This is a genomic window from Amycolatopsis sp. NPDC049159, from assembly GCF_040648295.1.
GTDB classification, from domain to species: Bacteria; Actinomycetota; Actinomycetes; order Mycobacteriales; family Pseudonocardiaceae; genus Amycolatopsis; species Amycolatopsis pretoriensis_A.
In genome coordinates, this window is record NZ_JBEZDL010000027.1 from 67564 (window position 1) to 93853 (window position 26290).

The 26290-nt window shown below is 71.5% G+C and carries 14 protein-coding genes; 9 read left to right on the forward strand and 5 right to left on the reverse strand.

Annotated features, from left to right (window positions below):
- Positions 1-81: 81 nt before the first annotated feature.
- From AB0B33_RS39280 to AB0B33_RS39300, 5 genes are all read left to right on the forward strand, one after another.
- Complete coding sequence (locus AB0B33_RS39280) at positions 82-1071, forward strand: PaaX family transcriptional regulator C-terminal domain-containing protein (protein WP_247022531.1); 990 nt, start codon at positions 82-84, stop codon at positions 1069-1071.
- A 145-nt stretch (positions 1072-1216) separates the two neighbouring features.
- Positions 1217-2593 carry an endo-1,4-beta-xylanase gene (locus AB0B33_RS39285; protein WP_360781578.1) on the forward strand — a complete coding sequence of 459 codons (1377 nt, stop codon included), beginning with the start codon at positions 1217-1219 and terminating at the stop codon, positions 2591-2593.
- 84 nt (positions 2594-2677) lie between these two features.
- Entirely contained in the window at positions 2678-4198 is a 1521-nt protein-coding gene (locus tag AB0B33_RS39290) for an alpha/beta hydrolase (RefSeq protein ID WP_360781580.1), read from the forward strand.
- A gap of 93 nt (positions 4199-4291) precedes the next feature.
- A complete protein-coding gene (locus AB0B33_RS39295) occupies positions 4292-5437 on the forward strand; it encodes a histidine kinase (RefSeq protein WP_360781582.1) in 1146 nt (381 codons plus the stop codon).
- On the forward strand, positions 5434-6108 hold the full coding sequence (locus AB0B33_RS39300) for a response regulator transcription factor (protein WP_247022523.1): 675 nt from the start codon (positions 5434-5436) through the stop codon (positions 6106-6108). Before AB0B33_RS39295 ends, AB0B33_RS39300 begins: the two co-directional genes overlap by 4 nt.
- On the opposite strand, the gene AB0B33_RS39305 is transcribed toward AB0B33_RS39300, so the two are convergent.
- A complete protein-coding gene (locus AB0B33_RS39305) occupies positions 6092-6913 on the reverse strand; it encodes a CPBP family intramembrane glutamic endopeptidase (protein ID WP_360781584.1) in 822 nt (273 codons plus the stop codon). The genes AB0B33_RS39300 and AB0B33_RS39305 overlap by 17 nt on opposite strands.
- Before the next feature lie 170 nt (positions 6914-7083).
- Between AB0B33_RS39305 and AB0B33_RS39310 the strand changes: the two genes are divergently transcribed.
- Both AB0B33_RS39310 and AB0B33_RS39315 read left to right on the forward strand, forming a co-directional pair.
- Entirely contained in the window at positions 7084-8646 is a 1563-nt protein-coding gene (locus AB0B33_RS39310) for a phospholipid carrier-dependent glycosyltransferase (RefSeq protein ID WP_360781586.1), read from the forward strand.
- A gap of 75 nt (positions 8647-8721) precedes the next feature.
- The gene (locus AB0B33_RS39315) at positions 8722-9261 is read left to right on the forward strand and encodes a carboxymuconolactone decarboxylase family protein (RefSeq protein ID WP_360781587.1); all 540 of its coding nucleotides are present in this window, start codon (positions 8722-8724) and stop codon (positions 9259-9261) included.
- A 470-nt stretch (positions 9262-9731) separates the two neighbouring features.
- On the opposite strand, the gene AB0B33_RS39320 is transcribed toward AB0B33_RS39315, so the two are convergent.
- Positions 9732-20483 (reverse strand): LamG-like jellyroll fold domain-containing protein, encoded by a 10752-nt coding sequence (locus AB0B33_RS39320; RefSeq protein WP_360781589.1) that lies wholly within the window; start codon positions 20481-20483, stop codon positions 9732-9734.
- Between the two features lie 195 nt (positions 20484-20678).
- On the reverse strand, positions 20679-21185 hold the full coding sequence (locus AB0B33_RS39325) for a hypothetical protein (protein ID WP_360781591.1): 507 nt from the start codon (positions 21183-21185) through the stop codon (positions 20679-20681).
- A gap of 211 nt (positions 21186-21396) precedes the next feature.
- Between AB0B33_RS39325 and AB0B33_RS39330 the strand changes: the two genes are divergently transcribed.
- Complete coding sequence (locus AB0B33_RS39330) at positions 21397-23199, forward strand: GH25 family lysozyme (protein WP_360781593.1); 1803 nt, start codon at positions 21397-21399, stop codon at positions 23197-23199.
- Here the strand turns inward: AB0B33_RS39330 and AB0B33_RS39335 are convergent.
- Positions 23186-24055 (reverse strand): LysR family transcriptional regulator, encoded by an 870-nt coding sequence (locus tag AB0B33_RS39335; protein WP_360781595.1) that lies wholly within the window; start codon positions 24053-24055, stop codon positions 23186-23188. The two genes, AB0B33_RS39330 and AB0B33_RS39335, sit on opposite strands and share 14 nt — an antisense overlap.
- 88 nt (positions 24056-24143) lie before the next feature.
- On the opposite strand from AB0B33_RS39335, the gene AB0B33_RS39340 reads away from it, so the two are divergent.
- Positions 24144-24974 carry a TIGR03620 family F420-dependent LLM class oxidoreductase gene (locus AB0B33_RS39340; protein WP_360781597.1) on the forward strand — a complete coding sequence of 277 codons (831 nt, stop codon included), beginning with the start codon at positions 24144-24146 and terminating at the stop codon, positions 24972-24974.
- Between the two features lie 20 nt (positions 24975-24994).
- Here AB0B33_RS39340 and AB0B33_RS39345 read toward each other — a convergent pair whose 3' ends face one another.
- Complete coding sequence (locus tag AB0B33_RS39345; protein ID WP_360781599.1) at positions 24995-26131, reverse strand: acyl-CoA dehydrogenase family protein; 1137 nt, start codon at positions 26129-26131, stop codon at positions 24995-24997.
- Positions 26132-26290 lie beyond the last annotated feature (159 nt).

The window sequence follows — 26290 nt, forward strand, 5'->3', positions numbered from 1 at the left end:
GGACGGCACTGCCACCATGGACACCCGCGGCGGGCACACCCGGCCGGCCGCCGACCCGAACCCGGAAGAGGCACGCGCGCGATGACAGCGACGCCCTCGGGGCCGCTGCCCCGCTCCCAGCAGGGAGCCGAGCCCCAGCTGCTGCTGACGTCCCTGCTCGGCGACTTCTGGTACTGGCGCGACGAGCACATCCCCTCGGCCGCGCTGGTGCAGCTGCTCGGCGAGTTCGACATCAGCCCGGCGAGCGCGCGGGCGGCGATCCGCCGGCTCGCCGCCCGCGGCCTGCTCACGGTGTCGCGCAGCGGGCGGACGACCGCGTACGGCATCCCCGCGCGCACGTCCGAGGTGATCATCGAGCGCACGCACCGGATGCTGACCTTCGGCACGAGCGCACCCGCGTGGGACGGGCAGTGGACGGTGGTCACGTTCTCGGTGCCGGAGCAGGAGCGGGGGCTGCGCACGGCGTTGCGGTCGCGGCTGCGGGTGCTGCGGTTCGCCGCCCTCTACGACGGGGTGTGGGTCAGCCCGCACGACCTGGCCGAACCCGCGCTCACCGCGCTGCGCGAGCTCGACCTCCGCAGCGCGACGGTCTTCCGCGCCACCGAGGTCCCCGGTTCGGGCGCGGCGGTCGCGGCGTTCGACCTCGAGCCGCTCGCCCGGGAGTACGACGGGTTCGTCGAGCGCTACGAGCAGGTGCTCACCGGCTTGGACGCCGGCCTGATCAGCCCGGCGCAGGCGCTGCACACCCGTACCGAACTGCGCGTGGACTGGCGGCGGTTCCCCGAGACCGACCCGGACCTGCCCGCCGAGCTGCTGCCCGCCGGCTGGGCGCGCGACCGGGCCCAGAAGGTGTTCCTGCAGATCTACGACCGCCTCGGCCCGCTGGCCGAGCTCCGGTTCCGGCAGGTGCTCGCGGCCACCGACCCCGAACTGGCCGAGCTGGCCACCCACCACGACTCCGTCAAGGTGGCCGCGTTGTTCGCCGGCCTGGGCGACCGCCACCCGGCCGGCGACACCCCGTTCGAGCAGGCCGCCGAGGCTCGCCGCCTGGACGACGCGCGGCACCGCTGAGGCGGCACTTCCCCCGCCGGGCGCACGCGCACCTGCCCGGGCTCCGGCCTCGAAAGTCGATCGAAAGTCTTTGCGACACGGCGAGACGCCGTGTTCTTCTGCTTGCGGTAAGTGACTTCATCGCGTGCCGGCAAGGAGACCACGGATGGCAAGAACTTCGGCGGGACCGCACAGCAAATGGTGGCGATCGCCCGCCACCCGGGCATTGGCGGGAGTGGCCACCATCGCCGCGACAGCCGCCGTCCTGGTGACCGCTCCCGGCGCCGACGCCGCGGCCAGTACCCTCGGCGCCGCGGCCGCGCAGTCGGGCCGGTACTTCGGCACCGCGATCGCCGCGAGCAAGCTCGGGAACTCGGCCTACACCACGATCGCCGCGCGCGAGTTCAACATGGTGACGCCCGAGAACGAGATGAAGCCCGACGCGACCGAGCCCAACCAGAACCAGTTCAACTTCTCCTCCGGCGACCAGATCTACAACTGGGCGGTCGGCCACGGCGCCAAGGTCCGCGGGCACACCCTGGCCTGGCACGCCCAGCAGCCGGGCTGGATGCAGAACATGGGCGGCAGTTCACTCCGCAACGCGATGATCAACCACATCCAGAAGGTGATGGCCCACTACCAAGGGAAACTCGCGTACTGGGACGTCGTCAACGAAGCCTTCAACGAAGACGGCAGCCGCCGCTCGTCGAACCTGCAGAGCACCGGCAACGACTGGATCGAGGTCGCCTTCAAGACCGCGCGCGCGGCCGACCCGTCGACCAAGCTCTGCTACAACGACTACAACATCGACAACTGGAACTACGGCAAGACCCAGGGCGTCTACAACATGGTGCGGGACTTCAAGTCCCGCGGCGTCCCGATCGACTGCGTCGGCCTGCAGGCCCACTTCACCGGCGGCAGTTCGGTCCCGAGCAACCTCCAGACCACGATCTCCAGCTTCGCCGCGCTCGGCGTCGACGTGGCGCTCACCGAAGTCGACGTCACGAACTCGTCGACCTCGCAGTACGCCGCGCTGACCCAGGCGTGCATGAACGTCGCGCGGTGCGTCGGCATCACCGTGTGGGGCGTGCGCGACAGCGATTCCTGGCGCTCGAATGAAAGCCCGCTGCTGTTCGACGGCAACGGGAACAAGAAAGCCGCGTACAACTCGGTGCTGAACGTCCTCAACTCCGGCGGGGGCACGACCACGACCCCCACCACCACCACACCGACGGATCCCACGACGACACCGACGACAACGACCACACCGGGCGGGGGCAGTTGCACCGCTTCGCTGTCGGCGGGGCAGTCGTGGAGCGACCGGTACAACCTCAACGTCTCGGTCAGCGGCGCCAGTTCGTGGACGGTCACCATGACCGTGCCGAGCCCGGCGAGGATCAGCGCCACCTGGAACATCAACGCCACGTGGCCCAGCAGCCAGGTCCTCGTCGCGACACCCAACGGCAACGGCAACAACTGGGGTGTCACCATCCAGCACAACGGGAACTGGAACTGGCCGAGCGTCAGCTGCAGCAGTTCCTGAGCCTTCTGTCCCCCGGGCGAGCTACACCCGTTGCTCGCTCCGGGGTGACGTTTTCCCTTGCCGGTGCTCGCTAATTTCGCCCCCATGAGGAAAACACGACTGGCCGCGGCGTTCGCGGTCACCACACTGGCCGTTTCCGGGGTGGCCGCCTGCGACAGCGCGGACGACGAAGACCACCCGGCGGCCGCGGCGCTCGCATGGGAGCCGTGCCCGGCGGCGGCGCCGGGCACGGCCCGCGATCCCCGGCTCACCTGCGCGAAGGTGAAGGTCCCGCTCGACTACGGCCGGCCGGACGGCACGGCGATCGAGGTCGTCGTCTCCCGGCTGGGCGCCACCGATCCCGCGAAGCGGCACGGCGTCCTGCTGCTGAACCCGGGTGGTCCGGCGCTGCCGGGTCTCGACACCCCCGGCGCGATGGCGCCGACGCTGCCGAAGTCCGTCCTGGACGGCTACGACCTGATCGGCTTCGACCCGCGCGGCGTCGGCACCAGCACCCCGCAGACCTGCGGCCTCGAAAACCCCAGCGTCGCCGCGCTGTTCCCCTTCCCCGCCGCCGACGGCTCGATCGACGCGAACGTCGAGGCCGCCCGCGCCACGGCCGGGAAGTGCGCCGCCGAGGCCGGGGAGAACCTGCGCCACTTCACCACCGCCAACACCGCCCGCGACCTCGACCGCGTCCGCGAAGCGCTCGGCGAAGCCAAGATCTCGTACTGGGGCCAGTCGTACGGCACCTACCTCGGCACCGTCTACGGCACGCTGTTCCCGGACCACACCGACCGCGTGGTCCTCGAAGGCAACGTCGACCCCGCCCACGTCTGGGCCGGGGAAGCGCGGAGCTGGGGCAAGGGCATGGCCGAGCGGTTCCCGGACGCGGCCGCCGTCGCCGTCTCCCTCGGGCTCGGCAAGACCCCCGAGGACGTCACCCGGACCTACCTCGCGCTCGCCGACCGGCTCGACCGCACGCCGGCGCCGGTCCCGGGCACGAACCAGTCCTTGAGCGGGGCGATGCTGCGCGGGGTCACCTACGCCCTGCTGATCCACAACAACACCCTGCCGGTGCTCGCCCAGGTCTGGAAGGCCGCCGCGGACCTGGCCGACGGCCACCTCACCGAAGCCGACGGCAAGGTCGTCCAGCAGGTCTTCGCCGACAGCCCGGCGGCCCCGGGGGTGCCCGCGGACAACCAGGCGGCCATGTTCCTGGCCCTCACCTGCGGGGACGCCGAGTGGTCCCACGACGTCGGCAGCTACGCCGGTGCCACGGCCGCCGACCGGAAGGCCTGGCCCCTGACCGCGGGCATGCCGGCGAACATCTGGCCGTGCGCGTTCTGGCCGAAACCGGTCGAGAAGCCGGTCACCGTGACGGACCAGGGTGCGCGGAACACGCTCATCCTGCAGAACCGCCGCGACCACGCCACGCCGTGGGAGTCGGGCGTCGGGCTGCGCCGCGCCCTGGGGAACCGCGCGGCGCTCGTCGGGGTCGACAACGGCGGGCACTACGTCTACCACGAGGGTTCGGCGTGCGCCGACAACGCGACCGTCACGTTCCTCGACAGCGGGCGGCTGCCGGAGAAGGACCTCGACTGCACGGACGTCACCGCACACTGATCCGGTCGGGTGCGCCGCTGCCCGTCGCTCTCCCCGAGGGCGATGGGCAGCGGCGCGACCAACGAAGGGCCCGGCCTCGCTAGGCTCCTCGCCATGCCGACGCTGGGACGTCTCCGGGACCGCTGGGCGCGCGTGACCCCGGCGGCCAGGGACGGCGCTCTCGCCGCGGTCGTCACCGCCGCCGCGTTCGTGCCGGTGCTGTCGATGATCGGGGCGCAGTTCGGCGACCTGCCGAGGCACGACGGCGGGGCCGCGGCGCTCCTGCTGGTGCTCGGGCAGACGCTCCCGCTGGCGGTGCGCAGCCGGTGGCCCGCGGCGAGCCTGGCGGTCATCGCGACTTGTTTCGCGGCGCACGAAGTGCTCGCGTACCCACCGACGGTCGGCAGTCTCGCGCTGTACTTCGCGCTCTATTCGGCCGGGGCGCGCGAGGAGCGGTTCCGCCGGGCGGCGCCGATCGCGGTGTCAGCGGGTTACGTCCTCTTCGCGGTCCTGGTCACCTTGCGCGGCTCCCCCACGGAACTGCTCACCTACGCCGTCTACTACGTCGTGCTGGGCCTGTTCTGGTCGCTGGGCGCGCTGGTGCGGCAACGACGGCGGCAGGAAGCCGAACGACGGCGGCTCACCGCCCGGGCCGCGGCGGCGGACGAGCGGGCCCGGCTCGCGCGTGAACTGCACGACGTCGTCACCCACCACGTGACGGCCATGGTCGTCCAGGCCGACGCCGCCCGGTACCTCCCGCCCGAGAACGCCCCCGGCGTCTTCGCCGCCATCACCGGCTCGGGCCGCGAGGCGCTCACCGAGCTGCGGTTCCTGCTCGGCGTCCTCGAAGCGACCGGCGCGCGCACACCAGGACTGAGCGCGTTGCGCGGCCTCGTCGAGCAGCCGGGCCGGGACGTCGAACTCGTCGAAGCGGGCGAACGCCCGGAGCTGCCGGCGGAAACCGAGCTCACCGCGTACCGGATCGTGCAGGAAGCGCTGACCAACGCGGCCAAGTACGCCGCCGGGCGGCCCGCGAAGGTGCGCGTCGGCTACGGTGCGGACCTCCTCGAAATCGAGGTGACCACCGAGGGTCCGCCGACGGCGGCCGGTGCGCTCGGCTCCGGCGGCCGCGGGCTGGCCGGGCTGCGCGACCGGGTCGGCGCGCTCGGCGGCCGGTTCAGCGCGGGGCCGTCCGGGGACGGCTTCCGCGTCAGCGCCGCCTTCCCCACCACCGAGATCCCCGCCGGGAGCGACCGATGACCGACGACCCGATCCGCGTGCTGATCTGCGAGGACCAGCAGCTCATCCGCGCGGGGTACGTGGCCGTGCTCGGCGCCCAGCCGGACATGGAGGTCGTGGGACAGGCCGGGAACGGCCGCGACGCGCTCACCGAGATCGGCCGGCTGCGCCCGGACGTCGTCGTGATGGACATCCAGATGCCGCTGCTGGACGGGATCGAAGTGACCCGGCGCGTCGCCGGCCCCGACGCCGCGAACCCGGCGAAGGTCCTGATCGTCACGACGTTCAACGTCGGCCAGTACGTCTACGACGCGCTGCGGGCCGGAGCGAGCGGGTTCCTGCTCAAGGACGCGCCCCTCGACGAGCTCGCCGAGGGGGTGCGCACGGTCGCGCGGGGCGAGTCGCTGCTCTCCCCCGCGGTGACCCGGACGCTCATCGGCCGCTACGCCGACCGGCTCCAGCCGGTGGCGCCCGCCGGCGGTCCCCTGGACCGGCTCGCGCCGCGGGAGCGGGAGGTGCTCGAGCTGATCGCCGGCGGCCTGTCGAACGCCGAGATCGCGGCCGAGCTGGTGCTGAGCGTGGAGACGGTGAAGACGTACGTCTCGCGGATCCTCACCAAGCTCGACCTGCGGGACCGGGTGCAGGCCGTGGTGCTGGCCTACCGGACCGGGCTGGTCAGCGCCGCGGGATGAGCTTCGCGCGGCGCAGCAGCAGCGCCGTCACCGTGCCGCAGCAGAGCAGCGCGAACAGGCCGGCCTCCGGGCCGAACGCGCCGCCGGTGAGCGCGTCCGGTCCGGAAAGGACGGTCCGCAGCAGGCCGGGTTCGCTTTCGGCGCCGGAAACCGCGGTGCCGAACACGCCGCCCTGGAGGAAGTTCCACGCGAAGTGCAGGCCGATCGGCAGCCACAGCGACCGCGTCGCGGTGTAGGCGACGGCGAGCATGGCGCCGCCCTCGACGGCGATGGCCAGCGTGCCCCACAGGGTCGCGTTGCCGTTGACCAGGTGCGTGAGGCCGAAGAGCAGCGACGAAACGACGATCGCGAGCACGCTGCCGACGCGTTGTTCGAGGATGCGGTGGAGCACGCCGCGGAAGAGCAGTTCCTCCGTCACCGCCACCGAAGCCATCGACCCGGCGACACCGAGGCAGGCCCAGAACGAGCCGCCGGAGACGTCGGCGTCGGTGAAGACGAAGGCGAGCAGCATGGTCGCGAGGAAGGCACCGGCCCCGACGAGCACGCCGCGGCCGAGACCACCCCAGCGCCCCGGCGTGGCCAGTTCCGTTACCTCGTCCCGGTTTTCGACCCGCCGGACCACCCACTTGTAGGCGACGACCGCGCCCGCGGCGGCGGCGAACCCGACCAGGAGCCGCAGGACCGGCACGCCCGCGACGAGCGCGTCGAGCCCGCGGGCCGCGACCAGCAGCACGGCGGTGGCCAGGAGCAGGAGCGGAACCCGGAAGCGCAGCAGCGCCGGCTTCCGTTCGGTGGGGCTGGTCATCGGGGATCCTCTCGCCGAGTTTTCCGGGGTGCGGCGAGATTACGAGCGGGCCGAGCAGTTCCGCGTCACTCCGTGCCGGACACCTGTGTAGCTCTCGAGAGGGAACCGTGGCTGCCCGCCGGACGTCCTGAGGAGTGACCCGGTTCTCGCGCGCGGAAGGGGTGTCCCTCGTGCTTCGCCCGTGGTTGCTCCCGCTCGTCGTGGTCGCGCTGCTCACGGAGATGGCGATCGCGATGATCACGACGGCCGTGGCGCAGTCCCCGACGATCGACGAGCCGGTCTACGTGGGCACGGCGACGGTCTACCTGGAGCAGCACAGCCTCCGGTACAACCCGGAGCACCCGCCGCTGGGCAAGCTGATCGTGGCGAGCGGGCTGGCCTTCGCCGACGTCCACCTCGACCCGGCTTTCGCCGGCGACCAGACGCAGCTGGGCCGGCACGTGCTGTACGAGTCAGGCAACGACCCCGGGCGGCTGCTGTTCCTGGCGCGGCTGCCGATGATCGTGCTGACGCTGCTGTTCGGGCTGGTCGTCTTCGCGTTCGCGCGTGATCTGACGGGCCCGGCGGGCGGGGTGACGGCGCTGGCGCTGTACGCGTTCTCCCCCGACGTCATCGCGCACGGCTCGCTGGCCACCCTCGACGTCCCGGTGACCGGGTTCCTGCTGACTTCGACGTGGCTGCTGTGGCGGGCCCGGGACCGCCCGGCCCGGTACCTGCCCCCCGCCGGGCTCGCCCTGGGCGCCGCACTGGCCACGAAGATGAGCGCGCTTCCCGCGGTTCCCGTGCTGCTGATCCTCGCCGCGGTGTCCTCCTGGCAAACCGTTCCACGGCTCGGGCGCGCTGTCGCGGCGGCGATCGGGGTCGCGCTGATCGCGATCGCCGTGGTGTGGGCCGCTTACCTCGTGGTGGATCCGCGGCTGCGCTGGGCGGAGCCCGCCGGCTTGCCGGCACTGCACGGCCCGCGCTCCCTCGCCGGCTGGCTGCCGCTGCCCCGGCCGTACGTCGACGGGATGCGCGTCCAGTTCGCCTTCGAGGACCGGACGTGGAGCACGTTCCTGTTCGGGACCTACCACCCCGGCGCGCTGTGGTACTACGTCCCGGCGGCACTGCTGGTGAAGCTGCCACTGGGCGCACTGGCCCTCGGCCTCGCCGGCGCGGTCGTGCTGATCGCGCGGCTGCGTCCCGCGGCGCTGTACGTGCTCGTCCCCACGGCCGTGCTGCTGGCCGCGGCCATGACCAGCACCCGCGACCTCGGCGTCCGGTACGCGATTTCCGTCCCGATGTTCCTGGCCGTCGCGGCGGGCGGCCTGGTCGTCGTCGAGCGCCGGTGGGTGCACGCCGTGGTGGCCGCACTGGTCGTCTTCGCCGCCGTCAGCTCACTGCGGACGTTCCCCTACTACCTGCCGTACTCCAACGAGGCTTTCGGCGGCCCGGCCGAGACCCACCTCCGGCTGCACGATTCGAACGTCGACTGGGGCCAGGACCTGGGCCGGCTGCACCAGCGGTACCCGCACGACCGGCTCTGGCTCGTCTACAAGGGCAGCGGCGTGCCCTCGGCGTACGGCATCGACGCCGCCGACCCCCGCACCGTGCCCCCGGACGAGGTCCACGGGCTGCTCGCGGTGTCGGACTCGGCCATCGCGAAGGCGGACGCCCAGCTCACGGCACTGCTCTCCGGAAGCGTGCCGATCGACGAGGTCGGCCACTCGATCACGATCTACCGGCGGCCGTAGTTTTAGGTAGGACTCCTAGCTACTTTGTGGCATGCTGGTGGCGTACCACCCGCCCGTGAACCCCAAGGAGAAACCGTGACCCGCATCGACCTCGTCGACCCCGACCGGATCACCGACCAGCGCGCCGAAACGCTGTCGGAGATCAAGGGCGCGTTCGGCCTGGTACCCAACATGTTCCGCGCCGTCGCGAACTCCCCCGCGGCGCTGACGAGCATGTGGTCCCAGTTCGCCGCCCTCGGCACCGGCACCCTCGGCGCCAAGCTCGGCGAGCAGATCGCGGTCGCGATCGCCGACCGCAACCGGTGCGACTACTGCCTTTCCGCCCACACGATGCTGGGCAAGAAGGCCGGCGCGACCACCGAGGAGATGACGACGGCGCAGACCGGCCACTCCACCGACCCCCGCACCGACGCGGTGCTGAAGCTGGCGACGGCCCTCGTGGACCACCGCGGCCGGCTGGGCGACACGGACCTCCAGTCCGCCCGCGACGCCGGCCTGACCCAGGAGGAGATCGTCGAGACGGTGGCGCACGTGGCGTTGAACGTGTTCACGAACTACATCAACGTGGCGCTGGAGGTTCCGGTCGACTTCAAACCGATTCCGCTGACGCGCTGACCGACGCTGCGGCCATTTCCTCGCCATCAACCCTTCTACCGTCGCAGCCGCAGCCCTCACGATCAACGAGGTCTCGCCAATGACCCTGAACAGCCAAGATCATCCAAGTTCGACTGTCGCGCTAGCACTCAGCAACCCACGACCGATTTCCGCAAAGTTCTCCTTGTAAAACCCCGTACGAATGTGGAACGACTCTTCGGACGGGAACCACCTCGGCACGGATACCAGGAGCAGGTAGACAAGATGCAATTCAGCGACAGTGAGCGACACCGCAAGGGCATCGGAGTCCGAGCATCGACTCCCCGCCTCGACGACAGCATTTCGAAGAACGCCAAATTGAACCAAGAACGCAGTCTCGGAAATATGGACATCCTGGGCCACCAAAGTGGCCGCACGTATTACATCCCGGCTCGACGTCGTAATCTGGAGTTCAACTCCTCCATCGACAGGAGCAACTCGGAATCTGGCCCTCATCGGCGCACATACCGGGGAGTCATACTTCCGCCAGGCCCCTTGAATTGAGCTCCATTGAATGCGTCCGCCGACATCTGATATCCGTGGATCATGTAAGAATTATCGACGACTATATTGCCATTCACGGCGTCGTAAGCGACTTGTGACCCTGTTTTCGCATCCACGTGCGTCATCCTACCCTCCCACGATGCGAAATACTCACCGAGCGCGTCCGGGTTGTGCCCGATCCCTGGTAGCTCATGATCTGCCGAGGTTGATGAACCGTCGTGCATTCGCTTGACCTGGTAGTCGACACCTTGTGCGACATTCGGTCCGTGAGCGTCATCGATCCGGTCATAGGTAGGATCGTCCAGACCGCCGGTTTCGGGATCACGCCCCCCGCAGTTGTGCACCAAGACCGGCGTGTCGCCCGCGAACACGTAGTACGCGTGCAGCGAGTCGATCGTCAGGTCGTACGTGACCTCCGTCGAGTGGTACGGGACCACCTCCTCGACCGTTGCCTCGCCGCCATCCGCGGTCTGCAGGTGGTCACCCGCCTGCAGATTCACCGCCTCGACGAACACGCCCCGCGTCAAGTCGTAGAACGGGTGGTGGAACGTCGTCGTCAACGTCGCGGGTGTGGCCGAAGCCGGGGCCGCGGCACCGGTCACCACCGCCGCCGCGACGGCCAGACCCGCGGCTGCCCGGCCCAACGCGCGGCGCAGGGGCTTCACCTTGACGTTCACGAAGTCGTGGTCGGTCTCCGTCTTGATCACCCGGTCGACCGGGTGCGACTCGAGTCCGGCCTTCCCTGGCTGCGAGTTCGCGACCCGGTCGTCCACCTTCAACGAAGAGATCGGCTTCGACGAACCGTCGGACAGCAACACCTTCGTCGAGCCCAGGAAGCTATGCACCGGGCAGGCCGCCGGCTCCTCCGAAGAACTGCGCCCCCGGGCTCGCAGACCACCCAAAGCCCCGAACGCGGCCCCACCGGCACCACCGACCAGCGCGCCGGAGCCAGCCGCCGACAAAGCGCCACCCACCGAACAGCTTCGGCCGCAGTTCAACCCGTAGCCCGCCAACGCCGTCACCCCGCCGCTGACCGCACCCGAACCCGCACCGATCAGACCCTGCGTAGCCGCCTGGGGCAGGACACCGTCCAAAGCCTCGGACACCAGCCGACCGCCCAGCGGGCCCGCCAAGCCGGCACCCAAAGCGCCGCCCAAAGCCCCGAGGCCCACTGCCTCGACCGCACCACCGACAGAACAGTTGTGCGCCTTCGAACAATCCATCCCATAAGACACCGCACCACCGACCGCACCGCCGATGGCCGCGCAGCCCACCGCGCCGATCCCCAGCGTCGCCGCCGTGCACGCCGCGCCGACGATCACTCCCGCCGCGATGCCCGCAATCGTCGAAGCATGATCCTTCACGAACGTCGCCACGTGCGAAGCCGCCGACGCCGCCGCATGCCCCACCGCCGTCGCGGCCGTAGCCACCGCATGACCCACGCTCTTCGCCGCCGACGCCACCGCGTGGCCCACCGCCGCCGCTGCGTGCACCACCGCGTGCGCTGCCGTCTTCACCGCCTTCGCCACCGCGTGGTACGCCGTTTTCACCACATGCACAGCCGCGTGGTAAACCTTCTTCACCGCTCGAACCACATGGTGGTACACCGTGCGCACCACCCGCGCCGCCGCGTGGTAAGCGTCGCGGACCACGTGGTACGTGGCCACCGCCACGTGCACGATCGGCTGCACCACATACGTGTTCACGAAGTGCGCCGCCGGCTGGATCACCTGGTGGTACACGAACGACGCCGCCGGCTGCACCACGTGGTTGCTCACGAACGACCACGCGTCGCTGAACCAGCCGTGCCCGGACGGGTCCGTGCCCGTCATCGGGTTGTCGTCGACGTAGGCGAACTTGTTGGCCTCCATCGGGTTCGGCACCGGGCTGTTCGACACCGTGTCGCGGTTCATGAACTGCCCGACCGCCGGGTTGTACCAGCGCGCCGCCATGTTCACGTTGCCCGTCGAACGATCCGTCCAGCCCGACTGGTACCCCAGCTGCCCCTTCACGTTCGCCGACGCCAGCACGTTCCCGAACGGGTCGTACGTGCTCGAACCCGCCAACGCCGAGCCGGTCGCCGTGAACGTCCCGACGACATCGGTGTGCTGGTCCACGAACGCGAACGCGCCGGTGCCGCCCGAGGCGATGCCGACCAGGCCGCCGCCGGGATCGCGGCTGTAGGTCGACGTGCCGTCCGAGGCGATCGCGTTGCCCAGCCCCGAGAACGCGAACGTCGTCGTCGCGCCGGACGCGATCGTCGTGTCGGTCAGGTTCCGGCCGAGCCCGTCGTAGCCGAAGTTCTGCGAGCCCTGCACGATCATCTGCCCGAAAGCGTCCGAAGAGGACACCAGGGAGCTGGTCGAGGACGCCCGCTCCCGCAGCGTGCCGCGCGCGCTGTAGGTGTAGGTGTTCGAGCCGTCGGACGTCAGCTCGTTGCGCGCGTCGTAGGTGTAGGTCGACGAGCCCACCTGCGTGCGGTTGCCCGCCGCGTCGTAGCCGTAGGCCACCGTGCTGACGCCGTTGTTCCACGACGCCAGCCGGTCGGCGAGGTCGTAGGTGTAGGTGTTGGCCGCCGCGCCGGTGAAGCCGGCGGTCGTCTTCGACGTCAGGTTGTCGTTGCCGTCGTAGCCGTAGCCGACCGACGCGATCGCCGCTCCCCCGGCCGTCTTCAGCGTGTCGCCGGTCAGGCGGTGCAGGCCGTCGTAGCCGAACGTCCGGGTGTTGCCGGTCCCGTACGTCACCCCGCTGACCTGGTTGAGCGCGTTGTAGCTCAGGGTCTGGGAGCCGCCGGTGGCCGCGTCGGTGATGTTCGAGAGCCGGTCGGCGCCGTCGTAGCCGTAGGAGGTGGTGCCCGCCGCGTCGGTGCGCGCGGTCATCAGCCCGTCGGTGTTGTAGGCGAACGACGACGAGCCCGCCGACCCGCTCGCGGTGAGCAGTTCGCCGCGGTCGTTGTAGCCCAGCGTCTCGCTCGAGGCCGCCTGGTGGTCCGAGTGACCGGTCACGCCCGCTTCGGCGGTGGCGACCGAGGTCAGCCGGCCGCCCGGGTCGTAGCCGAACGTCCGGGACGCGGTCGCGGCGTCCGCGCCGCCGCCGGTCTGGCTGACCAGGTTGCCGTCGTCGTCGTAGCCCGCCGAGACGGTCACCCCGCCCGGCTGGGTCTGCGTGACCGCGCGGCCCGCCGCGTCGTAGACCGAAGTGGACGTCCGGTCCGCGTCGGTGGTGTAGGCGGCGGTGGCCGGCTCGACCAGCGCCTCGGGCAGGTTCCACGGGTTGTAGCGGGTGATCGTCGGGTTGCCGCGCCCGTCGGTGAACCGCGTCCGGTTGCCCGCCGCGTCGTAGCCGAACGTCGTGGTGATCGACGACGTCGCCGACACCGGCTGGAGCTCGCTCGCCAGCCGGTTCGCGGCGTCGTAGGTGAACGTCCGGGGCGTGCCCCGGCCGTCCACACTGGACGTCAGGCGGCCGCCGGCGTCGTAGGCCGCCGACGTCTGCTTCAGCACCGCGCCGGTCGCGTCCTTGCGGGTGACCTGCACCGGCCTGCTCGACTGGTCGTAGCTGGTCACCGTGGACGTGTTGTCCGCCGCGGTGATCGACGCCTTCTCGCCGAGGTAGCTGTAGCCGTAGCGGGTGGTGTTGCCCGCGGCGTCGGTGACCGACGTGGTTTCCCCGAGCGCGTTGTACCCGTAGGAGGTGAGCGCGCCGTTCGGTGTCCTGGTCGACGCCAGGTTCGCGCCACCGGGGTTGAGCGGGGACGCGGCGTAGGAGTTCGTCGTGGTCGCGGTCAGCGTCGAGGGGTAGCGCTCGAACACCGTCGACGTCAGCGGCCGCGACAGGAAGTCATACGTCGCCTCGGTGCGCGCGCCGTTCGGGTCGGTCACCGACAGGCGGTCGCCGTTGGTGTCGTAGGTCGACGAAGACTTCGCGCCGGACGGCTTGGTGACCTGGGCGAGGTTGCCGAGCTGGTCGAACTTGTAGCCGGTGACGTGGTTCAGCGGGTCCTTTTCGGACACCACCTGCCCGATCTTGTCGTAGGTGCGGACGGTGGTCGCGGTGATCGGGGCACCGCCGCCCGGCGGGGTGTAGTTCGGGTTGGTGACCGACACCGGCCGGCCCGACGCGTCGTAGACCGTGGTGATCTGGTTGCCGTCCGGGTCGACGTTCTCGACCGGTTCGCCGAACGTGTTGTACCCGTTCGTGGTGACGGGGTGCACCGCGACGGGCGCGCCGCCGTTCGTCTCGGTGTTCACCGTCGGCGCGGTGGTCACCGCCGGGTTCCCGGCCTCGTCGTTCGCGTAGGCCGTGACGTTGCCGTTCGCGTCGGTCATCGACGTCGGCAGCCCGCGCTGGTCGACCGTCCACGTCGTCGTTTCGGCCGCCGAAGACGCCGCGGTGCCGCCGTTCCGGCCGCCGGTGAAGATGGTCGAGACCTCGGCCGCGGACAACGCGCGGGAGTACGCCTGGACGCCGGCGACCTGCCCGGTGGCGTAGTTGCCGTTGGCACCGCCGGCCCAGCCGTGCCCGATCACCAGCGGGCCGCCCGACGCCATCGGCGACGGGTCGGTCGTGCTCCCGGCGGCCGCGCCGTTGACGTACAGCGTCATCGCGCCGGTGCCGGGGTCGTACACGCCGGTGAGGTGGGTCCACCCCGCCTGCGCGGTCGCCGCCGATTCGGCGCGGTAGACCGTCGCGTTCGCGGCGTCGGTGCCGTGCCGCGAGAACGACCACTTGTGGGCGGAGCCGTCGTACTCCAGGTAGAGACCGCTCATCACGGTCCCCTTCTGCACGACGAAGGTCTGCCAGGCGGTGCCGAGCGTGGCCGGGTTGACCCAGGCGGACACCGTGTACGCGGCCGCGGTGTTGAGCACCGGGCCGTTGGTGGCGATCTGCGAGCTGGTGCCGTCGAGGGTCGCGGCGCCGCCGGACCACGTGACCGCGGAAGCGGCGGCGGTGTTGCCGGTCCCCGAGGAGTCGGTGACCGTCGTACCGGACGGCTGGTTCAGCTTCCACCAGCCGACCGGGTGCCCGGCGCCGTCAGCGGCGAGCGACCGGGACGTGAGCACGCCCATCGGGTCGTAGGTGGTGCTGACCGTGCGGCTGCGCCCGGACGGGTCCGACTGCGTGCTCGTGGCGACCTTGTCGTCCGGGGTGTAGGACACCGAAGTCGTGCGCGCCGCGCCGGCGGGGTCGTCGACGGTCCGCGCGACGCGGCCCGCGGCGTCCACTGTGGACGCCGAGGTGTTCGCGCCGTTCCCGGTGACCGCGCCGACGAGGTTGCCGGCCGCGTCGTAGGTGTTCGACTCGGTGACGAAGGACTGCTGCCCGGTCGGGTCCTTGCGGGTGACGGTCGAGGTGAGCCCGTTGTCGGTGTAGGTGTAGGCGGTGGTGTTGCCCATCGAGTCCGTTTCGGACGCCAGGCGCCCGGCCGGGTCGTAGGCGTTGGACTTCTGCGTCAGGAACGTCGCCGGCTGCGGGTCGGCCGGGTTGCCGGTGTACCAGAAGCCCTGGGTGAGCAGCCGGCCTTCGCCGTCGTAGGTCCAGTCCGTTTCGGTGCCGTTGGGATCGGCCTCGCTCTTCTTGTTGCCGTAGGCGTCGTAGGTGTAGGTGGTGACGTTGCCGTTCGCGTCCGTGGTGGACGCGACCTGGTCCTTGTCGTTGTAGACCGAGCTGGTGGTCCGGGCGGCGTCGCCGCCGGTGCCGTCGGCGACGGTCTGGGAGGTGATGCTTCCGTCGGCGTTGTAGACACTGGTGGTGACGGCGGTGTGCACCGCGCCGGTCACCCGGTCGGTCACCGCCGGGTCGGTCTGCGAGACGACCTGGTCGCTGCCGTCGTAGCCGTAGGAGGTGACCAGGCCCGCCGGGTAGCTGTCGGACACCGCGGTCTTGGTCAGCACGCGCCCGAGCGGGTCGTAGGTGAACCGGGTGACGAGCCCGTCGGCGTTGGTCGTGCTGTCGACGTCACCGTTGTGCCGGTAGGCGATCTTGTTGACCGCGCCGCCGGGCGAGGTCGTCTTGACCGGCAGCCCGGCCGGGACGTTGCCGGTGTCGGAGGCGGGGTAAGCCGCGGTGCCGTCGCTGTAGGCGATGGCCGTGGTGCGCCCGTTCGGGAAGCCCGGGACCGGTGGCGTGGTCACCGAGGTCCGGTTGCCCGCGGTGTCGTAGCCGAAAGTCGTCAGGTACGCCGGATCGGTCGCGCTCGCCGACCGGCCGTCCCGCGAGGTGAGCATCAGGTCGTTGCGCGCGTCGGCGGTCGTCAGCTGCGGGGTGGTGTCGTCGGGGAAGTACGTCGAATACGTCGTCGAGCACTTCTCGGCGGCCTGGTTCTGGCAGGTGGTCTGCGAGACGGTGTTGCCGCGGACGTCGTGGCCGACGGTGACCACGTTGCCGTTGGGGTCGGTGCTGGTGTGCAGGAACCCGGACGTGTCGTAGCCGTAGGTCGTCCGGTGCCCGGCGGTGTCGGTCTCGGCCACCTTGTGGTTGCCGGCGGCCGGGTCGTACTGCAGCACCGAAGTCTTGCCACCGGGGTCGGTGACCGTCGAGGTCGTCAGCGGGGCGAGCCCCTGCGAGTTGCCCGCGGCGAGGAAGTGCTGGGCGACCTCGCCGGCCGACAGCGCCGACCGGTAGTAGGCGAGCTCCCCGATGGACCCGGTGAAGTAGTTCCAGGTGGTGCCCGCGGGCGCCGCGGGCCAGCCGCCGGTGTTGAAGACGCCCGCGCCGGCGAAGGCGTACGGGTCGACGTTGAAGATCTGCGCGGACAGCGAGCCGACCTGCTGGCCGTCGAGGTAGAGCGCCTGGCCGGTGTTCGCACCGCTGAGCACGACGTGGTGCCACTTGCCGTCGTTGACCTTCCCGGCCGAGGCCATACCGGCCACGGAGTTGTCCCAGAAGTGCCCGTGCAGCTTGCCGTCCGTGCCGACGTACAGCACCGGCATCGCGCCGGTCGACGGGTTCGCGGCGCCGAGCGGCGAGTTCCCGGTCGAGAACAGCATGCCGGCCGCGGCGGACGTCGTGGAGAACCACAGCTCGACCGACGCGGTGTTCGACGCGCTCACCACGTGGTCGGGCAGGGTGACGCCGGCGACCGTGCCGGGGAACTTCGCCGCGGTCGAGTCGGTGAACGGCCCGGTGACGCCGAGCGTCGCGTTCGTGTAGGCCGACGGCCGGTAGTTGACCTCGCCCGCCGGGACGGCCGTGCCCGGCGCGTCGGCGAGCCGCTGGTACAGCTCGGGGTGCGAGCCGAGCACGGCGCCGCGGTAGACCTGGCTCGAGCCGGCCGCGGTCAGCGGCGCGTACTTCCACGTGCCGCCGTTCTCGTCGCCGATCTGCGTGACCGCCTGGGAAACCGGGTCGTAGGAGACGGTCGTGTGCACCGCGCCGGACGGGCGGGTGATCGAGGTGAGCAGGCTGGCCTGCTGCTTGCCCGCCTGGTAGAGCGGCATCTCCTGGACGCCGGGGACGGACTTGTCCCAGATGCCGACGTCGGCGATCTGCCCGTTGAAGAACGTCGCGGTGCCGGGCTGGCCGCTGTGGGACTGGTCCGGCCACGCGTTGCCGAGGAAGCCCGCGCCGATGTAGCGGTTCTGCGGGCCCATCGGCACGATCGCGCCGATCGACGACCCGACGAACTGGCCGTCGAGATACATGCCCTGGCTCGTCGAGGAGTGCGTGAACACGACGTGGTGCCACGCGTTGTCGTTGACCGGGTTGGCCGTGGTGATCGTCTTGTCCGTGGCGCCGGTCCAGTACTCGCCGACGAGCTTGCCGTCGTTGCCGACGTAGAGCGCGGGCGTGTACTGCGACGCCGGGCTCGTCGTCTCGGTCAGCGGCATGGTGCTGTAGGAGAACAGAACGCCGTTGGTGGCCGCGGTCTTGAACCACATCGACACCGACATCGTGTTCGGCGCGGCCGCGTCGGCGCGCGGCAGCTGCAGGTACGACGAGGTGCCGTTGAACCCGGCGGCGGTCGCGGCGGACCCGGCGAGCGGACCCGGCTGGCCGAGGGTGACGTCGTGGTAAGTGCCGGCGTCGGCGCCTTCGTTGGTCAGCACCGCGCTCGCCGCGGTCGTCCCGGTCGCTTCGGCCAGCGGCCAGAACGAGTGCGGGCCGACGTCGAGGACGCTGGTGCGGTACGGCGAACCGGCCGTGTAGCCGTAGCGGGTGCAGCCGGTCGTGGTGCCCGGCGGGCAGACGCTCGTGAGCTGGTCGCCCGTGTACCCGTAGGTCCAGGTCAGCGGCGTGCCCGGGGTCAGCTCGTCGGTCGAGACCGTGGCGACGTGCGCGCTCGTGGCGCCGGCCGGAGTGGTCCAGGCCAGGTGCAGGGCCCGTCCGGACACCGCGGACGTGAGGGTCGCGGGGTGCCCGCCGGAGACGGTCAGGTTCACGGCGCGGCCGTTGGCGTCCGCGATGGACGACAGCTGGTAGACGCCCGAGCCGAGCGCCTGGGTGAAGGTGTAGACCGTGTCGTTCTTGTCGGTGAGGCTGTAGCCGCCGGTGATCGCCTTGAAGGTGGCGAACCGCCCGGCCGGCGGGGAGAACGTGCCGTCGGCGTTCTTCCCGTAGCCCACTTCGGAGCCGTCCGGGTAGGTCACCAGCACGCTGACGACCGTGCCGGAGCCGTCGAAGTCGTACTGCTCGGCCGCGCGCGCGTCGACCAAGCTCGACCAGCCGGCGCCGAAGGCCCCCGACGTGCGGGGATCCCGGGAGTTGTAGTCGCGCACCACCGACAGGGCCGGGCCGACCCCGCGCACTTCCGCGTCGGTGGCCGAAGTCGTGTAGTTGCCGATGCTGGGCTCGACCCCGTGCACGCCGGTGTTCTGCGACAGCGACGACGTCACCAGCGGCTGGTCGACGCTGACGGTGAGCGGGTTCCACGGCGGATCGGCCGAATAGGACGAACCGTCGTAGGCCTGCACGGCCCAGTAGTAGGTCTGGTTGTACTTGAGCTTCCCGGCCGGCACCCGCCAGGTGCCCTCGGCGACCAGGCCGGAGTCGGCGATGGTCGTGCCCGCCTGGTCGGCGACCTGGTAGCGGTACTTCAGCGCGCCCGGGCCGGCGTCGATGTCGTGGGCCGTGGCGAACAGGAACGGGACGAGGCTGGTGGTGACACCACCCGCGCCCGGGTAGGCGGAGTCGACGACCGGCGGCACGTTCCCGCTCGTGGTCAGCGACAGCACCGGCTGGAACCCGGCGTTCATCTGCCAGGAGTCGAACTGCTTCCAGTGCAGCGAGTCGTTCGTGGCCGCGTAGACGGCGAGGCCGTTGTCCGCCACCGACCCGTTGGCCCAGCCGGTGAAGGTCGCCGTGGACAGCGGCACGCTGACCCAGTCGCCCTTGGTGCGGTCGGCCGCGCGGTTGGCGCACGCGGTGGGCACGGACGGCGTGACGTTGCCGATGCTCGCGCCGTAGGAGGGCCCCGGGTACGCGGAGACGCCGGACGGCGTCCAGGTCTGCGTCACCGGGGCGACGTCGAAGCGTTCGGCGGTGCAGGTCGAAGCCCAGGTGTCGAACAGCTTCAGCGTCGCGGCGCTCACCGTGACCTGCGAGCCGTCGAGGTCCTTCGGGAACTGGAGGAACGTGTTCGCCGAGTCGGGCCCGGAGTTGAACGACCCGATCTTGACGACCTTCTCCATCGAGTGGTCGCCGGGCGCGCCGATCTCGGCGTAGGTCGAGGACGGCGTGTCGGTGAAGGTCGGGTCGACGGTCACCGGGAACACCCGCGCCGGGTCGGCCAGCCACTTCGGGTCCAGGGTGATCTTCAGCGCGGGCTTGCCCGCCGCGGAGCTGAGCTCGTACTTGATCGCGTACGTCGTGGCGGGCTCGCCGGAAACCGGGTCGACGCGCGAATCGAAGGCGTAGCCGCGGGGGATCCGCTGCCGCGTCGCGCCGCCGCCGTCGAGCAGGCTCACCGAACCGTCGGCTTCCAGCCGCGGGGTCAGCCCGTCGAGCGCCAGCGGGAAGACCCAGGTGTTCGGCGCGGTCGCGGCGTGCAGGACGAGCGACTCCTTCAGCCCGGTCGCGGTCGGCTCGAGCGCCACGTCGGTGCCCGCGAGCGCGCCCGGGTAGGTCGCGGCGTGGCCGTCGACGCGCGGGGCGACGGCACGGGCTCCCTGCAGGCCGTAGGAAACGGCGTGACCGGCGTCGACGGTCAGGGTGGCCAGTGCGGGATCCGCCGCGTTGCCGGCGAAGTCGACGGCCAGCGAGTTGGCGGTCTCGTGCCAGCGGCCGTCCTGGCCGCCGCGCACCGTCGTGTCGATCGGCCGCCAGCCCCACGGCCCGTCGGCGAAGTTGACCGGGCCCCGCGTGTAGTCGCGGGTGACCGAGCCGTCGGCGTTGGTGAAGTAGTTCATCGTGGCGCTCGACTTCACCGCGTCGCGCCGGCTCGTCGCGGCGTCGAAGCCCCGGGTCGCCACGCCGCTCGGCCCCGGCGTCACTTTCCGGCCGTGGTCCCGATCCGCCGGCAGCTCACCGGGTGCGGCGCCGGGCGCGTGGCCCGTCCCGCCGCGGGCGCGGGTCGACGCGGTGCTCGCGTCGTGGCCCTTGCCGTCGGCCGTGCCGCCCCCCTGCCGCGGGGTCGCGCCCCAGTGCGGGGAACCGGAGAACAGCGAACCGAGCCACGAGCCGAGCTCGGTGACCGGCAGGTGCCCCGGCGTCAGCTGGGCCGCGTCCGCCTGCCCGGTGCCCAGCGAAAGCCCCAGTCCCAAAAGAATTGAGGCAGCGCAAATCCGCGCAGCGCGATGACGCACGAGTCCCCCTCGATGTCCATCCCCGACGAACGGCGGATGAGTTCACCACACGGAAGGGTGTCCGGAAAAGACTCCAAAACAACCAGTTTTGAGATCCCGGACACCAGCCGCGAAGAACAAAAGGGACCAAATCGGACGAACGAATCCAATTCCTCAGTGCCCGGCGGTGTGCGCGGCCGTCCGGACCGCCTCGGCGACGTCCTGGCGGACATGATCAGTCACCCGCACGGGGGAGACGTTGGCCGCCTGCGGGGCGGAATCCCCCACGACGACGAACCCGGTGGCGGGGTGCCCGGGGGCCTCGGCGAGCGCCACGGCGCCGCCCGGCTCGCCCACCGTCAGGACGACGTCGCACCGGCGCTGCAGCAGGGAAGTCAAGTACGGGCGGTAGTTCGCGTCGGTCGCCGGGCCGGCCGCGGCGAGGTAGGAGACCTTGATCCCGGTGTCGCCGGACGCGTCCTGCAGCCCGGCCCAGACCGGGCCGGCGCCGGGGCTCGCGAGGCCCTGACCCCCGGTGAGCAGGCACGCCGAGAAGTCGGCGTACACCCGCGCCCGGGCGGGCGGGAGGTCCGGCTGCTCCCCCGACGGCCACACCGCCACCGCCACGACGACACCGGCGGCCACGACCCCGGCCGCCGCGGCCACCCACCAACGCCGCACAGGAACCCCCTCGTTTCCGCGCCCGGCTCCGGACGCTCCCCGGTCAGTGTGCCTTGCCGCCCGATCGCCGCGATCGGCCGCGCCGACCGACCGGCCGCGACACCGGTGAGAAATTGACCGACGAACCGTTTTCCTCGGTTCCCGGACGGATCTACCCAGGGAATTCGGCGTCGGTTAAAGTCCCGCTCGGATCGAAACCGGGGAGGACTCCATGGTGTTGCGCGCCCTTGTCGTGGTGCCCGCGTTGGCGGCGGGAATGCTGTTGTGCACCGTTCCCGCACAAGCGAACAGCACGCCGGCCCACCCCGAATCCGACTTCATGGGTTCGATGGTGCACCGCGTCGAAGGGCACAGCACGGCCCGCGCGACGACCCGCGCCGCGGCGGCGGCCGCGACTCCGGACGCGGCGGGCATGGACGTCAGCCACTGGCAGAACTCGGTGGACTGGACCACGGCCGCGACGAACGGGGCGACCTTCGCCTACATGAAGGCCACCGAGGGCACGACCTACGTCGACGACCGGTTCGCCGCGAACTACGCGGGCTCGGCGAACGCCGGGCTGATGCGCGGCGCCTACCACTTCGCGTTGCCCGACACCGCTTCCGGTGCCGCGCAAGCCACCTTCTTCCTCGCCCAGGGCGGCGGCTGGGTCGCCGACGGGCACACCCTGCCGCCGGTGCTGGACATCGAGTACAACCCGTACGGCACCGCCGACTGGGCCGGCTGGTGCTACGGCCTGACCCCGGCGCAGCTGACCGCGTGGATCACCGACTTCACCACCACCGTCCACGACCGCACGAACCGCTGGCCGGCGATCTACACGACCAACGGCTGGTGGGCCAACTGCACCGGCGGCGACACCGGCACCGCCGCGAACAGTCCACTGTGGATCGCCCACAACGGCACCGACCCGGGCACCCTCCCCGGCGGGTGGAGCGCCTACACGTTCTGGCAGTACGCCGATTCCGGCACCTTCCCCGGCGACCAGGACTACTTCGGCGGAACCGCCGACCAGGTCCGGGCGGTCGCGCTCGGCAGCGGGCCGGACAAGATCGCCGACCACTACGCCGCGCTGGGCGGCGCCGCGTCCTACCTGGGCACCCCGGTGGGCGGCGAGACCCCGGTCGCCGGTGGCTGGGAGCAGAAGTACACCGGCGGCGTCATCGACTACGCGCCGAACACCGGCGCGTTCGCGGTGCACGGCGACATCCTGACCGCCTACCAGCGCCTCGGCGGTCCGGCCGGCGCACTCGGCTTCCCGGTGGCCGACGAGACGACGACGTCCGACGGCGCCGGCCGCTACAGCGACTTCGCGATCGGCTCGATCTACACGACGCCGGGCACCGGCGCGCACGGCATCCAGGGCGAGATCCGCAAGAAGTGGCGGGCGCTCGGCGCGGAGAAGGGCCTGGGCTACCCGACGACGGACGAGACGTCGACACCCGACGGCGTCGCGCGCTACAACCACTTCAGCACCAACGCTTCGATCTACTACACGGTCGGCACCGGCGCCCACAACGTCCAGGGCGAGATCCGGAAGAAGTGGGCCGCGCTCGGCTGGGAACGCGGCCTCGGCTACCCGACGACCGACGAGTCGAGCACCCCGGACGGCGTCGCCCGGTACAACCACTTCACGACCGGCTCGTCGATCTACTACACCGTGAACACCGGCACCCACAGCATCCAGGGCGAGATCCGGAAGAAGTGGGCCGCGCTCGGCTGGGAACGCGGCCTCGGCTACCCGACCACGGACGAGTCGAGCACCCCGGACGGAGTGGGCCGCTACAACCACTTCACCAACTCCGCGTCGGTCTACTGGTCCGCGTCCACGGGGGCGTGGTCGATCCACGGCGCGATCCGGGACAAGTGGGCCTCGCTGGGCTGGGAGCGCAGCGCACTCGCCTACCCGACCAGTGACGAATACGGCGTGTCCGTCGGGCGCCGCAACGACTTCCAGCACGGTGGCGTCACGTACAACACCAGTACCGGCGCGACCACGGTCACCTACAGCTGACGGAAACCGCGTCGCGGAAGGCCGCCCCGTGCGCTGTGGCGCACCGGTTCGGGAGGTCGCCGGGGACGACGACGCTGCCGGTGATCGTCAGGGCCGGCCGGAGCGGGATCGCGCGGACGCGGGTCGAGCCGATCTCGGCGACCTGGTCGGCGGCAGCACCGCCCAGCTGTGGCGGATCGGAGCCGACCTCGACGACGGTGTCCTGGACCGCTCCGGCCGGGCGGCCCAGCCGGGGCCTCACCCCCGCCTCGCGCAACGCGGTCGTCACCACGTCGTGCACGGACGAGTCCGGGACCCGCAGGACGCCGCCGGCCAGGTCGGCGAGGGCGACCGCGGGGAGCTCCGCCGCCCGGTGGTGCCGGGAGACGACGGCGAACAGCGGTTCCGTCCACGCCGGCAGCGTGCGGAGGCCCGGCACCGACGGAACGCCGCGGGCCAGCGCCACGTCGAGGTCGCCCTGGCGGAGGGCGTTCAGGCGCGCGGCGAGCGGGAGGTCGACGAGCGCGACGTCGAAGGACGCCGGGCTCGCGCGCAGGGCGTCGATACCGCGCTCGAGGCGGCCGGTGAACCCGGCGGCGGTGCCGATGCGCATGGTCCCGGCGGGCACCGCGGCGGCGGCACGGACCTCATCGGCGGCGGCGAGGGCGGCGCGTGCCGCGTCGAGCACGCGGCGGCCGGTGCCGGTGAGGCGGACCCGGCGCGGGGAGCGGTCGAACAGCCGGGCACCCAGTTCGCGTTCCAACCGGGCGATCTGCCTGCTGACCGCGGGCTGCGCGATGTGCAGGCGCTCGGCGGCGCGGCCGAAGTGCAGTTCGTCGGCGACGGTGACGAAGTACCGCAGCGCTCGTAGTTCCACGTCTCCTCCTCGCACGATAACGACAGGTTATCGCTGCACGTGAGCTTCGGATCTGGTTCACCGCCGGGCCGGGTGCTGAAGTCGTCGCATGACGATCGAACTCGGCGTGCTCGGTGCCCACCTGCGCGACCACCAAGTGACCCCGGACCGGGCGGCCGAACTGGAAGCGGCCGGGTACGGCACGCTGTGGCTGGACGCCTCTCCCCCGGCCGACCTCGCCCTGGCGGAACGGCTGCTCGACGCCACCACGCGGCTGACCGTCGGGACCAGCGTCGTGAACGTGTGGACCGCCGACGCGGACACCGTCGCCGCCTCGTACCACCGGATCGCCGCCGCGCACCCCGGCCGCTTCCTGCTCGGCGTGGGGATCGGGCACCGCGAGGTGCACACCGGCTACGCGTCGCCGTACGACACCCTGGTGTCCTATTTGGACCGGCTGGCCGCGGCCGGGGTGCCCGAAGACCGGATCGTGCTGGCCGCGCTCGGCCCGCGGATGCTGCGACTGGCCCGCGACCGCGCGGCCGGCACCCTCCCGTGCATGAGCACGCCCGAGCACACCCGGCGGGCGCGGGCGATCCTCGGCCCGGGCAAGCTCCTCCTGCCCGGCCACTTCGCGGTCGTCGACCCCGACCCCGGGCGCGCCCGGAAGCTGGCCCGCTCCGCGCCCCCGGGCACGGCCCTGCAGGTCACCAACTACGCCACCAACCTCCGACGGCTCGGCTACACCGACGACGACCTCGCCGACGCCGGCAGCGACCGCCTCATCGACGCACTGGTCGCACACGGCGGCCCGGCGGCCGTCGCGGCGGGGCTGCACGCCCACCTGGACGCCGGCGCGGACCACGTCGGCGTCTACCCGCTCGGCGAGGACCCGGTCCGCACGCTCCGCGACGTCGCCGAAGCCGTGACCGGCGCCTGATCCCACCGGGTGCGGGCCGCTCACCCCAGGATCGAGCGGCCCAGCCCGGTCAGCACCGCGTCGTCCTGGGGCGTGTGGACGCGGCTGCAGAGGACGTCGCGGTAGTGGCGCTGCAGCGGGTTCCCGTGCGTCAAGCCGGGATTGCCCGCCAGGGCGACCGCGTGCTCGACCGCTTCGATGAGCAGCCGCGTCGCCAGCACCTTGGCGACGCCGGCGTCCGCTCCGACGACCCCCTGGTCCGCCCGGGCGGCGACGCCGAAGAGGATTTCCTGGGCGCCGGTGATGCGGGCGGCGATCTCGCCCACTCCCGTTTGGAACCGCGGCAACGTCGACAGCGGCTTGCCCAGCCCGCTCGGGACGCGCTCGCGCAGGAAGCCGGTGAGCCAGTCCAGCGCGTTGCGCGCCACGCCGAGGTAGAGCGCCGGCAGCGCCAGCGGGAAGGTGAGCACCGGCGGGCGCTGGGTGTCCGGTGTGGACAGTCCGGCGGTGGCGTCCGCCGGAACCGGGACGTCGGTGAAGACGACGTCGTGGCTCGCGCTCGCCCGCAGGCCGAGGTGGTCCCACGTCGGTTCGATCGTGATGCCCGGCGCGTCGGCGCGCACCAGGAATCCGCCGACGCGCGGCTCGGGTTCGTCGGTCCGGGCCCAGACCACCAGCCAGCGCAAGCCTTCCGAGCCGGTCGAGTAGATCTTGCGGCCGGTGAGCCGCCAGCCGTCCGCGGTCCGGCGGGCGATCGTCGCGGGCAGGCCGCCGCGGGTGGGCGAGCCCAGCTCGGGCTCCACGCGCAGTGCGTTGATCAGGACCGGCCGGTCCGCGGACTCCGCGAGCACCTCGCGGTAGATCTCGTCGGGCCACGTCGGCGTTTCGCCCTGCGCGGCGTGCACGAACAGCGTCATCGCCGTGACCAGCGCGACCGACGGGTCGCCGCGGCCGAGCTCGGCGAGCAGGCGGGCCGTGTCGAGGACGCCCGCGCCCGGGCCGCCGTAGCGCGGGTGCACCGTGGTCGTCAGCAACCCCGCCGCGTGCACCAGTTCGACGCCTTCGTGCGGGAACGTCGCTTCGCGGTCGTGCTCCCCCGCGCGGGCCGCGAGCGCGGTGGCGATCGACGGCAGCTCGCCCAGGTCGGGCTGCGGCACGGTGGCGACGCTGGTGCTCACGAAGTCCTCCGGGGAGTCGGGTTGCGGGGACGATAAGCCGTCCCGCGCGCCCGGGGCCAGCGCGTCCAGCAAATGGACACCCGGAGCTGACCAATTGACAGCGCCGCGGCCGATGCCGTTCGCTACGAAGGCGTTTGGGTTGCGGCGAAAGGAAAAGCA